Below are 12,337 nucleotides of genomic sequence, written 5' to 3' on the forward strand. Positions count from 1 at the left end.
GCGTGCACGGATCCCACCGACGCGTCCCAGAACGCTACGTATTCGGCGCCGAGATCTGTCGCAGGTTGATCAGAACCAGAACGACCTTCACCTGAAGTCATACGTTTCTCCCTGCTGAACAAACCCCACACTCGCGCGAAGACTCCGCTATTGCAGCAGAACAGCGATCCGTTGCCGTGAACCTCGCCGCCGTGTTGCCAATCTGATCATGAAACGCAGCGCGTATCGCTGCTCCGTCGCTCTGAGCCATCCCATTCCGCACCGGGTCACCACCGTTCTCGGGGACACTGGCCTCATGCCGACCAATCCCGTCACGATCACCGTCACAGGCCACGCCGAACGCTCGGTCACGCCCAATCGCGGTGTGGTCCATCTGAACATCGAATTCGACGGACTCACCCGTGCCGAGGCGTCCGACGCCTCGACCGCGGCGGCGGCTGCGCTCACCGAGCTGATCCGTGCGCTGGACAAAGATCCCGCCGGCCCGCTCCGCCGGTGGTCGTTCGATCAGGTCCAGCACTCCCGCTACCGCCCGTACCACCCGCAGGGCAAGAAACTGCCGTGGAACTACCGGTCGACAGCCACCGCCTCCGTGACGTTCCGCCACCTCGACGCCGTCGCCACCTTCGTCGACCGGGCGGCGGCGATCGAGGGTGTCAACGTCACACACCTGGAGTGGAGGCTCACCCGCACGGCCCACGCGAAAGCGCTTTCGCGCGTGCGGGATCTCGCGGTCCGCGACGCCCTCGCCAAGGCCAAGGGTTACACCCGAAGCCTGGGCTGCAAACGCATCGAGGCTGTCGCCCTGGCCGACCCGGGCATGCTCAACGCGGGACAGCGACCCGACTTTGGGCCGCCCGTCATGCGGGCGTTGGCGGCGGCGCCCGTCCAGGACAACGAGCGATCCGCGATCGAACTCAACCCGGAGAAGCTCCGTATCACCGCCGATGTCGAGGCGCGGTTCGAGGCGTCGTGAACAGATAGCATGTGGCCGCTACGTGCCTACTCCGACTGGAAGGAACCATCGCCAGTCGGGTAGACGCAGCGCACTTTGTGCTCCGCCAGAAGGTCCACGAGATCCTCCGATGGGCGTTCGGGCAGCAGCACCCGCAATTCCGGCGGGATATCGAATGCCCGGCGATAGTCCAGCAACTGTCCGAGCGCCATACGAACGGCCTCGCGGCTGCTGGACGCCTTCGCCTCATAGAGAACATGGTCGGTCTGGTCGTACACGTCAACTCTGAGGGGACGAACCGGCCCTGCGTGCTGAATTCGATAGCCGGTGACCGTATGTCCTATATCGCGAAGAGATTTCACGTACGTGGACACCAAGGCCGCCTCTTCCTTTACAGCCTCCGTTGACGCGAAAGCCGGCACCCCGTATACGCGCGTTGTATGTTCTTCGAGCTTGCAGGCGCCCGAGGCTCGCTGGGGCCCGGCCGCTGGGCGTCCACCAAGCCAGGGATTCCTCATCCGACTGGACAGATCGACGATGTGTGCGTCCCACGCATCCGCCAGCGCCTTGTCGGACGGCGCCGGAACCTCGCGGCCTGAGTGGAGGATTGGGAACTTGAACTCCGGCATCAGCGACTTCATCGACTCATACGGCAGCCGGTGGTCGGTGTCGACGAGGACGTCCCATTCAGCAAACACGTAGGGCGCTTCGGCATCGGCGTCAGACCAATGTGGGCCCCAGAAAACCTCGTCGGACACGAGCCATCCGCTGGCGACGATTCCATTCTTCTTGCCAGTGCGGTGCAGGTACACACGATCACCGGCTCGCGGGTTGCCGAAACCCTGGCCGAAGCTCCACGTCACGGGCGCAGTCAGGCCTTTCGCGGTGAGTGCCTCGTGTTCCACGCGTTCCTCATCTGGATACGTGTCGCCGCTGCCGTCCCACAACAACACAAACGTCCGCTGCCGGTCCGTCGTGGTCATCCGTCCCCCATACTCAAGCTCCAACGATCAATTCCGTCTTCAACTCCGCCGCAAGCCACTCGCCCGCTGGACCTGCCCCTTGATCCCCACTCGGACTGCGGCTTCTGAGCCGACGATCCGCACGTGGTTCTTGGCTCGGGTGATGGCCGTGTAGAGCAGTTCCCTGGTGAGAAGATTCGACCCTGCCTCCGGCAGGATTACCGATACCCGATCGTATTGGCTTCCCTGGCTGCGGTGGATCGTCATGGCGTACACGGTCTGCACCGATGCGAGGTTGCTCAGGTGCAGCAGGTAAGGGTCCTTGCCTCGAGCGAACGCGGCTCTCAATCCACCGGCATCGTCAGCGACGACAACGCCGGTGTCACCGTTGTAGATCCCGATGTCATGAGCGTTCGCGGTCACCAGCAGTGGCTGCCCGACGTACCAGCGGTCGGGGTCAAGCCGGCGTCCGGTGGCCTCCCTGATCCACGTCATCGCGTCACGCGCCCACCACGACGCCCCGAACGGGCCGTCGCGGTTGGCACACAGCAACCGGTGCTTCTCTGATGCCTTGAGTGCTCCGGCCGCATCCCCGGCGAGCGCGGCCGCAGTCACCTCCTCCGACGTCGCGATCACGTCCGCACGCAAGGAGTCACGGTCCCCCGACTCGACGAACGAGACCTGATCGCCACCGTCGCGGAGGATCTCGAGCGCCCGCTCCGCTTCGCCGTCCCGCACGGCATCTGCCAGGTTTGCGATGACTTTGCTGAAACGCCGCCCCCTACTGAGCCGAATCACGCCCTTCCGCAGGCGATCCCGCTCGGCTGATCCGAGTGCCGCCTCGCGAGAGCCGCCAGTGGCCTCCAGGTCCCTACCTACGACGCGCGCAAGCACCGGGTTCGCGGAGCCGGTGACAGGACGGGCCACGAGGTCGGCGAGCACCGCACCGGCATCAACCGACGCCAACTGGTCGGGGTCGCCGACGAGCACCAGTCGTGCCTGCGGCCCCACCGCTTCGAGCAATCTGCACATCATCGTCAACGAAACCATCGAAGTCTCGTCAACCACGATCACGTCGTAGGGTAGGTGGTTGGTCTCGTTGTAACGGAACCGGCTAGTCCCTGGCCGCCATCCGAGCATGCGGTGCAGTGTCATCGCAGACAGTTCCGACTCCAGTCCAACGGCGTCGACCTGTTGCGTCACTGACTCCTCCAGCCGCGCCGCGGCCTTCCCCGTCGGCGCAGCCAACCCGATCCGCAGCCCAGGCTGCTGCCGGTCGAGCAGCGCGAGCACCCGCGCGACCGTGTGGGTCTTGCCGGTGCCCGGTCCGCCGGCGATCACTGACGTCCAGTTTGTGGCCGCGACGGCGGCCGCGATCCGCTGTCGGTCCGGGGCGTCCGACGGCCGTGACGAATCTTGGTCGTCGCGGAACAACTCGTCCAGCCCGGCCTGCAGCAGCTCTTCGTCGACGTCTGGGTAGCCGAGTGCGCGCTCGTCGAGGATCCGCCGCACGGCCTGTTCCTGCCGGTAGTACCGGTCCAGGTACAGCAGATCACCGTCCCGGTGCTCGACGAGCCTCAGCGGACGCAACGGTCCGCGGTCACTGCCGACGACTAGCGGACTGGACCGCAGCCCCTCGGCGACCACGGCGTCGTCCGGCCACGGCAGCGTCGCCGGGTCGATCTGGGTGCCGTCCGGCTTGACCTCGACAGTCACCTCACGGATCCGGTCCAGGTCCAGGCAGACCGAGCCGGAGCGCACGGCGCGCACCGCGAGCGCGGTCGCCAAGTGCACTGGTTCGCTGGTCTCGCCGCCGAGCGCCGCGAGCCGCAGCGCGACATGCACGTCAGCGGCCTCGAGCACTCCGGCCTCATTGAACTCCCGAAGAATGCCCTTGCCGCGCTTGGCAATCAACCTCTCCTGCTTCATGCGTCAGCCCCGTCCTCACTGGTCGCCGCTGCCAGCAGATCCGACAACTCCACCACCAGCGCGGCAGGCGGATCCCAGTCGAACACGCCTGCCCCGTCCGGGGTGTCCGGACCGACCATGCCGCGTACGAACAGGTACTGCACCCCGCCCAGATGCGTGGCAGGGTCGTAGCCGGGCAGCCGCCAGCGCAGATACCGATGCAGCGCAACGGCATACAGCAGCGACTGAAGCGGGTAGTGCGAGCGCATCATCTCCCCGGCCATCGCGTCGCGGGTGAAGTCGGCGGTCGTCACCTCGCCGGGCGCGATCCGGTTGGTCTTGTAGTCCACGACGACGAACCGCGGACCGTCCGCACCCGACCGGCGCAGCACCGCGTCGATGCTGCCGGTGAGGTAGCCGCGCAGCGGCGTCGGATCCAGCGTGGCGAGCCGATCCGCGTAGGGAGCGAGGACGTCGTCGGCCGGCAGGTGTTTGCGCAGCAGGTCCACGATCCGGTGCAACGTCACGGTGAGCGCGGCCGGGCTGTCGCCGCCGGCAAGTGGGAGCTCGAAGTCCAACTCGGGCAGCCGGTCTCGCGGGGTGATGTCGGCGAGGGTGCCACCACCGGCGAGCGGGGTCCGCAGCACCGGCAGCAACGCGTCGGCCAGCGCCACCGGATCGACCTGCGACATCCGCGCCGCGACGGCCTCGCGGCAGTGCCGCACCAGTTCGGTCTCGAGGTCGTCGGCGGCAGTGTCGACGTGTTCGAGGATCTCGTGCACCAGGGTGCCGAACACGGCGCCGTAGGGCATGGCATTCATCGTCGATGGGATGCCCTCGACGGGCGCGGCGGCGATCAGCGCGGGCTCCTCCGGCTCGTCCTCGATCTCGGGTTCCTCGGCCTCGCTGGTGACGCCCGGATGCCCGTGTGCGGACGCGGTGAGGGCCGTGTACGACGTGCGCCGCCATTCGCTGTCCAGGTCCCGGCCGAACACCGCCACCCCGAGCGAGCCGGACGCGTCCGGCGGCGCCGTCCAAGACAGCTGCGGTATCGAATCGTCCCCGACCGCTTCGACGGAGATCGCGGCAGTGTCGCCGAACCAGCGAACGAGTCGTTCCGCCACGCCGGGATCCTCGGCGACCCCAACGGCGGCCGGAAGCTCGGGACCCCCGGATTCTCGCCCGAACAGCAAGCGGTGCAGCGGTGCACTGTTGGTCGAGTACGACGGCGCCCACCACAACACCACCTGGCATTTCGCCCGGGTCATCGCAACGTACTGCAGGCGCAAGTCCTCCCCAGCCGACTCCTCATCGGCGCGGCGTTTGCGGTCCCGGTAACCGGGGCTGCCGTCACCGCCGACGTCGAGGATGCGCCGGTCATCGTCGTCGTGGAGCACCAGACGAGTCGAGTTGGGCGGTTTGGCGGCGTCCCACCCGAAGGGCACGTAAACAATGGGGTACTCGAGCCCTTTGCTGGTGTGGATCGTCGAGAGCTGGACCGATGCAGCTTCACGATCGAGGCGCCGACTTCGACCGTCGCCACCGGACTTCGGATCGTTGATCCGGCCCGCCAACCACACAGTGAGTGCGGTCAACCCGCGGGACGCGAGCACTGCCTCGCTGCCGAGTACCTGCGCGAGGTGACGCAGATCAGTCAGGAGCCGTTCACCCCCTATACGGCCCAGCAACCGCTCCTCCAGCCTGCCATGCACCGCAAGTCGCTCGAACATCGCGGCGAACCCGGATTCGGTGAGTATGGCAGCAAGCTCCCGCAACTGCCCACCGACGACGGTCACCACCTCTTCGCCGCGGACACCCAGGTCCATTACGGTCCTACCGAACAGCGAGGTGAGGGAAGCCAGACGCACACGATCGCCGCGGTGTGGCTGCTCGAGCGCCTGCAGCACTCGCAGCCAGTCGTGGGCAGCGTCAGTCGCGAAAACACTGGTCCCACCGGTCAGGACCGCCGGTACCCCCCGCTTGGCCAGTTCGGCTTGCACCAGTTCGTTGCTCTTGTTGGTTCGAGACAGAACAGCGATGTCTCCCGGTTCGACAGGCCGCCGGATCCCGTCGATGTCAATCGTGACTTCACCATCGAGCAGTCGCACGATGTCAGCTGCGACGTCGGCAGCCACTCGGTCCCGCTGTGCGCCGACGGACGGATATCCAGATTTGTTCAGCTTTCCGGCTCCAGTGCGCGACAGGTAACGTAAGCGCACCGGAGCGGTACCGCTGATCCGGGAGCCCCCACTACTCGCCGTCACGGGGTGAACGACGATGCGGGGGTCTCCGAGGGCCACACCGCCGTGCAGTCGGTGTAGTGCGTCGAGCAGGCCGGCGTCGCTGCGCCAATTCGTCGCCAGCTCGTAGTAGTGGTCTGCTTCCTCGACCGCCGCAAGGTAAGCGCGCACCTCGGCGCCACGGAACCCGTAGATCGCCTGCTTGGGGTCGCCGACCACGATTAGCGTGCAGTGCCCGTGGAACGCGGTGCGCAAGATGCCCCATTGCCGGGGATCGGTGTCCTGGAACTCGTCCACGAGCACCACCCGGTACAGCTCTCGTACCCGCCGACAGGCGGCCTCCCCGTGGTCAGGGTCTGTTAGGACGTCGTGCAGCAATTCGGGGAGGTCGTCGAAGTCCCGGATGCCGGCAGCGCGCTTGCGCCGGTTCAGTTCCGCCCGTGCTGCCGCGGCGAACGCGACCGCGTCCCCGGCCCGCGTGCCGTCGACGCCTTCAGGCACCAGATCGGCTGAGCGGTCGAAGATCCCTTCCTTGGCAGCGCTCCACGCCGCCGACGGGTCCAGCTGGCGATTCTCACGGCGAGCGAAGTCCCGCACATACAGGTCCGCGACTACCTCATCGCGCAGGTCGGTGGCTTCTTCCACGAGGACGGCACAAGGGTCACGATCACCCCCGATGCCGAGTCCATCGAGCATCCGCTGACAATAGCTGTGGGTCGTGACGATGGTGCCTGCATCGAATTCCGACAGCGCCTGCCGAAGGCGTCGCCGCCGCAACGCCACCTCGTCGTCGGTGGTGTCTGCGAGCTGCGCAACGAGGTTGTCTGTGCTGCAGCGTGCGGATATCGGGTCTGCCAGTGCCTGTGCCACGGAGACGAAGCGCGCACGGGTACGCTCCCGAAGCTCTTTCGTCGCGGCACGGCTGAACGTGACCAACAGCAGTTCAGATAGGCTGACGCCGGCCTCGGCCACGTATCGAGTCGCGAGACCGACGATGGTGTAGGTCTTCCCAGTGCCGGCACTGGCCTCCAGGACCGTGGTCCCAGTCGGCAGATCGCCGCGCAAGTCGAACGCGGTACTGGTCGACATGGTCTCGATTGTCACGGCTCTCCCAGCGTTTCGGCGTCCAACAGCGGACCCCACAGGACGGCGGCTTCGGCGTCGAACCAAGACGAACCCGCCAACTCTGGAGTGGATAGGGCGGTGAGTTGGTCGAGCGTAGGGTCCGCTCCGTAAACGAACTGCACCTGCAGGTTCTTCTTATCGTCGAATCCCCCATCCCAGGCCCGTTGAGCATCACCAATGGCCACATCGAATGACCGCCCTGCCTTACGCTTCTTCGCATAGGCCTCACTCGCGGCTGTCGCCACTGGAAGCGGCTCTGACATTCCACGATCGCGCATCGCAACGAGAGCTCGCAGCACCTCAACAGGGTTCGATGGGGCGGTGAGCGTGGACCTCAGTACCGGCGTCGAACCCCCGCCACGTCCCGTCGTGACCGCAGATACCCGATCGAAGCGTCCGGTCGCGGCGACTGCCAGCAGCTCGACCCATGACGAGATCCGATACTTCGCAGAGAGCTTCGAGAACAGAGTTCGAACGAGAATCCCATCGCGGATGCCGCTGACGGTTCCAACCAAACGACGACCAGCTCCGAGATCAATCGCGATGTCGACACTCTCGGCACTCGCGATATAAAAGGGCGCCGCGACCCGAACGAGGGGCTCGACCTGGTCCTCAACCTTTCGCAGCACCGCCTGGCCCAAGTTTGCGGGGGGCAGGCTTCCGCGTCGCCATTCCGCCCCACGAATCACGGATCCGTCTACGCCGGCGAGCCGCGTGGTGAGCATGCGATCGCCGATCCCCCACCGCGCCAACGGCTCCAGCTCGAGGTCAAGGGCGTCGGCGACGTCCTCGTCGAGGTCGGGCACCCTGAAGCCAAGCCGCTGCTTGAGGAAGCCCTGGGTCGGATTTCCGAGGAAGGCCACCAGATCGGCAAGGCCCACGTCACCAGGTTCCCGGGGTGGCAACGGCTCGGGCAGGAATTCCGGGACCGCGGTCAATGGCTGCTGTATCGCTCGCGCGCCCGCGAGCGCCGCGGCATCGAAGCTCTTGGGCGCGGCCGCGTCGAAGTTGCGTGGGTCGAACGGCTGCAACGGGTGTCGCGTCACGGCGGCGTCCGATCCGCTCATCGCGACGAGGACGTCCCGTAGCTCACTCAGCGGCACCGCGGGCGGCAACTCCTTGCCGTTGATCGGGTCGTTGCCGGTGTAGAACAGCAACAACCGCTCGCTGGCGGACATGATCGCGTCCAGCAGCAGCTGCCGGTCCTCGCTGCGCGGATCTCGTTCCCCCAGTAGCGGATCGCGCGCCAGCACGTCGTCGCCATCGACGTCGGTGCCGCGGGGGAAGACGTCGTCGTCGAGCCCGAGCAGCACCACCACCCGGTGCGGCACCGAGCGCATCGGCACCATCGTGCACACCGTCAGCTCGCCGGTACGGAAATTGGCGCGGGTGGGCCGGCCCGCGAGCCGCGAGCGCAGCATCGCCCGCACGTCCGCGAGCCGCAGCAGCGTGTCCCCGCCGTGCTCGACGGCCGCGGCCAGCTCGCGGCGCGCCTGCCCCAGCTGCCACGCGTCGGCCTCGGTGACGTCCACGAGCAGGTCCAGCGCCCGGGCCAGCGCCGCCGACCACTGCTCGGCCGACTGCGGTCCGGTGAGTCCGCGCAGCGAGACGTCGAGCCGGTCCACGTACTCGGCGATGCGTCCGGTGAGGTCGATGTCGTTGCTCTCGACGTCGTCGAGCGGCAGAGCGAGCGAGAGCCATTCGCCGTCGGCATCGTCGGCCGCGGCGCCCAGCAGGATTCGGTCGAGCGCGGACTTGAGGGTGTTCTGTTCGAACTCGCCGAGCCCGAACGCGCCGCGCTCGCGACGGCCGATCCCCCACCGCGCACCCGCGGCGACGGTCCACTCCCGCATGCGTTCGAGGTTGTCGTCGTCGAACCGGAACCGTCGGCGCACCGGTGCGGTCGCGGCCAGATCGAGGACCTGGCTGACGGTGACGCGGGAGTCCGCGAGGTCGAGGAGTGTCGCGACCACCCCGAGGACCGGATTGGTCTGGTGCAGTGCACGATCCGCCAGTCGCACCCGCAGCCGGTGACCGGGATGGGTGAGCGGGCCCTGGACGCCCTGCCCGAACGCGGCGCGAACCAGCGGTGCGTACGTCTCGACGTCCGGGCACATCACTACGACGTCGCGCGGTTCGAGCGTCGGGTCGTCCTGGAACAGGTGCAGCAGCCGTTCCCGCAGCGCCTCCACCTGCCGGGCCGGGCCGTGGCAGGAGTGGATCTCGACGGTGTCGTCGACCGGCCACGACGACGGCTGCCGGTCCGCGGCGATGTCGGACTGCAGCTGCCCGAGCAGCGTCGACGGGCGCGACGGCCCCGGGTGGTGCACGTCGACCATCCCGACGGCGCCGAGCCGCGACTGCAGCTCGCGCACGTCGCGGGCGAGACTCGCCAGCAGTGGGTGCGCGACGTCGAGCGCGCGCACGTCGTCGGCCCTGCGACGCGGCGGGTCGGTGTCGGCGAGCTCACCCCACATCTCGATGCTCGGATGCGGAATCCATACGTGCACATCGCGATTGGCGCCGATTGCGGACAGCACCGCGATCTGGTCGGTACCCAGCCGCGTCGGACCGAACAGTGACAGTCGTTCGGGCAGGTCGAGGAGGGACGGCTCGTCGCGCAGCCGCGCGCAGGCGCCATCGAGGCGCTCAGCGGGGCTGGGGCTGCCGATCCGGTCACGCAGTCGCCGCCACAGCTGGGCCTGCCACAGCAGATCGTCGTCGAGCGGCGACGTGCCGTCGGTGTCGCGGCCGGCGGCCCAGTCGACGAGCATCGCCGGGCGCTGCGAGCCGTAGGCGCGGAACAGGTCGGCTAGGTGCGCGGCGGTGCCGTAGCGGCGGCCGGCGCGATGGTCGTCGGCACCGTGACCGAGATGTCGGGCGAGGACGGTGCACCACGGCTCGGCCAGGCAGTCGTCGATCACCTGCAGCAGCGTCCACAGCATCCGCGACGGGTGCCAGGAGTCGTCGTCGACGTCGTACCCGGTGGCGGCTGCGAGCGCCTGGTCGATCAGCCGGGTGGGCGACGGGAAATCGATGTTGGCGGCGACGCCGTCGTGGCCGGAATCACCCGCACCCAGCACGTGTGACAGGCGCTGCGTGAGCCAGCGTTCGACGCCCTTGGCCGGGACCGCGATCACCTCGCGCTGGAACGGGTCGGCAAGTGGCCTGACCAGCACCTGAGCGAGCGCCTCCGCAAGCGTGGCGGCACTCTCAGCGCGGTGCAGTGTCAGCAATTCGTGCCCCCTACCGGCGCCTCGATCGGCGTCATCGCATCCACAACTTTCGGCCTAGAACTATCACACACCGCTCACGGGGAGGCTGATCAAGCACCGCCGACCCATGCCCGCTCGAGCAGCTCCGTGATCTCCTCCTCTCCGCGCGCCCGATACGCACTCAGGATCCGCCGCGGCCGATCCTCGCTGTCGAGACCGACCGCGTCGGCAAGCGCCGAGGCAACCCCGATGTCGGGGATCGTGTCGGCGTCTGGTCGGCCCACCAAGGCCAGGGCTCTGCGCAGCGGATCGGCGTCACGTCCGACCACTTTGCTACGGACCACATCGAAGCGGCGATCCGGATGGAACTCGAGGTATACCCAGTCCCCCTCTGCGGAACCGAGGTCCTCGAGGAACCGACGTATCGTCGCACTGATGGGCTGATTGCTCTTCCACCGAATCAACTGGTCCCCGAGCCTGCTTCGGTAACTGACGGACTCGCCGTATCCGCAGCCGACCAGCCCGGCGAGGGCTGCCGGGACCGTGAACCCCGAACCTCGAAGGTGCTCATGGGTGACCTTCACGGCCAGTCTCCAGACGTCGCCGTGCCGATATAGCCGGCGCGTCCGAGCCGGTGTCTTCTGCACGGTCCCTGGCCCTCTACGGCGGCGGACGACTCCCTGCTTGAGTTCGAACTCACCGCTCGCCGCGTAGGTCTGCACGCTGGCCGGGGACACGTCGTACCGCCCGGCAACCTGTTCGACGAGGTCGACGAGCGAGATCTGTCCATCGTTGGCATCGATAGCCCGCGCCATCATGTTCCGAATGGTGGTGTATTCCTCGACACCCCATTCCGCCAGCGCCCACAGCGCTCGGTCGGTTCGTACGAAGCGATCGTCCGACCCGAGCACGTTGGCGACCGACCGAGCGTTCCGATCGACGTTCATCCGCGCGACGATGTCATCGACGGGCATGGGTTCGCCGACGACTTCGAGGATGGACGCGGCATGATCGCCCGCGTTGCGGAGCCTGGTGATGATCCGCGATTCGATGAGCTGGTAGCCGCACCATTCGAGCCACCGCACCATCTCGTCGTGTGGCTGTCCAGACGATTCGGCGAATACCGCAAACTCGACCACACCGTGATCCGAAGCGAACTCTTCCAACAGGCTGCGGGTGCGGTCACGTGCCTCGTCGACGCCAGGTGCCGCTGCCCACCCGTCGGTGACCTCGAAGTAGTCGTCGAGACGATCGAGCGCAAGCCAGAGGGGCACGCCAAGACTGGGAACGTCCGAGGACAGCTCAGGGCTCAGTGCAATGAGCCTGTCGAGTGGAGCGACGGGCTGAATCTCGATTCTCATGCTCGCCAGGAGATTACCGACTGCCGTCCCGAACCCGAACTCACCGATCAGCCGCTTCTTGACCTTGACCTCGATCTGTCGGGCCCGCTCACGGGTGACCCCGAATTGGTTGCCGAGTTCCTGCAATGTCATTGGTTCGACCGCCATGAAGCGCCCGCGGAGCACTCCTCTCTCACGATCGTCGAACGTCTCGATCAGCTGCTCCAGCTCATCCGCTGCGCTTATCTCGGACAGTTCCCCCGGTACATCCGCAGGCCTGATCGCAGCGATTCGCAGAGCCAGATCCTGAAGCTCCTCCGGTGCACCATCCTCGATGTCGACCGAGAGCAGCGCCTCCCCCTCTCGCCCACGAATCCTGCGCCACTGTGCGAGAAGTACGAGGTCGTCGAGGAGTCGCGCGAACGCCGACGGTGCCTCCTCGATTCCGGTCGCGACTACAGCGACAGTCGATTCGATCGGCATGCAACTCCTCAGACGGTTCGATAGGCGAGAACCCATGAGAACATCTGGCACCGACATATCTGCAGGATTCGCCCGATTCGAAGCAGGCCATTCAAGGCAGGTCCGTCTG

The 12,337-nt window shown here is 67.0% G+C and carries 6 protein-coding genes; 1 reads left to right on the top strand and 5 read right to left on the bottom strand.

Annotated elements, in window-relative coordinates; genetic code table 11:
• The first annotated feature begins 295 nt into the window (after window positions 1-295).
• On the top strand, window positions 296-976 hold the full coding sequence (locus tag LCL87_RS21140) for an SIMPL domain-containing protein (RefSeq protein WP_225023410.1): 681 nt from the start codon (window positions 296-298) through the stop codon (window positions 974-976).
• Window positions 977-1,002: 26 nt separating this feature from the next.
• Here LCL87_RS21140 and LCL87_RS21145 read toward each other — a convergent pair whose 3' ends face one another.
• The 5 genes from LCL87_RS21145 to LCL87_RS21165 form a co-directional block, all read right to left on the bottom strand.
• On the bottom strand, window positions 1,003-1,938 hold the full coding sequence (locus LCL87_RS21145; protein WP_225023411.1) for a hypothetical protein: 936 nt from the start codon (window positions 1,936-1,938) through the stop codon (window positions 1,003-1,005).
• 39 nt (window positions 1,939-1,977) lie between these two features.
• Window positions 1,978-3,846 (bottom strand): exodeoxyribonuclease V subunit alpha, encoded by a 1,869-nt coding sequence (gene recD, locus LCL87_RS21150; RefSeq protein ID WP_225023412.1) that lies wholly within the window; start codon window positions 3,844-3,846, stop codon window positions 1,978-1,980.
• Window positions 3,843-7,154, bottom strand: coding sequence for a UvrD-helicase domain-containing protein (locus tag LCL87_RS21155; RefSeq protein WP_225023413.1), 3,312 nt, complete (start codon window positions 7,152-7,154; stop codon window positions 3,843-3,845). Before LCL87_RS21155 ends, recD begins: the two co-directional genes overlap by 4 nt.
• An 11-nt stretch (window positions 7,155-7,165) precedes the next feature.
• Window positions 7,166-10,426: an exodeoxyribonuclease V subunit gamma gene (recC, locus tag LCL87_RS21160; RefSeq protein ID WP_225023414.1), complete on the bottom strand. Its 3,261-nt coding sequence runs from the start codon at window positions 10,424-10,426 to the stop codon at window positions 7,166-7,168.
• 89 nt (window positions 10,427-10,515) lie between these two features.
• A complete protein-coding gene (locus LCL87_RS21165; protein ID WP_225023415.1) occupies window positions 10,516-12,228 on the bottom strand; it encodes a sigma factor-like helix-turn-helix DNA-binding protein in 1,713 nt (570 codons plus the stop codon).
• Window positions 12,229-12,337: the final 109 nt, after the last annotated feature.

The organism is Prescottella equi, from assembly GCF_020171745.1.
GTDB lineage: Bacteria > Actinomycetota > Actinomycetes > Mycobacteriales > Mycobacteriaceae > Prescottella > Prescottella equi_A.

Coding starts and splice junctions, on each gene's coding strand:
- recD (WP_225023412.1), bottom strand. CDS start 3,846: ATGAAGCAGGAGAGGTTGATTGCCAAGCGCGGCAAGGGCATTCTTCGG.
- LCL87_RS21155 (WP_225023413.1), bottom strand. CDS start 7,154: ATGTCGACCAGTACCGCGTTCGACTTGCGCGGCGATCTGCCGACTGGG.
- LCL87_RS21140 (WP_225023410.1), top strand. CDS start 296: ATGCCGACCAATCCCGTCACGATCACCGTCACAGGCCACGCCGAACGC.
- LCL87_RS21165 (WP_225023415.1), bottom strand. CDS start 12,228: ATGCCGATCGAATCGACTGTCGCTGTAGTCGCGACCGGAATCGAGGAG.
- LCL87_RS21145 (WP_225023411.1), bottom strand. CDS start 1,938: ATGACCACGACGGACCGGCAGCGGACGTTTGTGTTGTTGTGGGACGGC.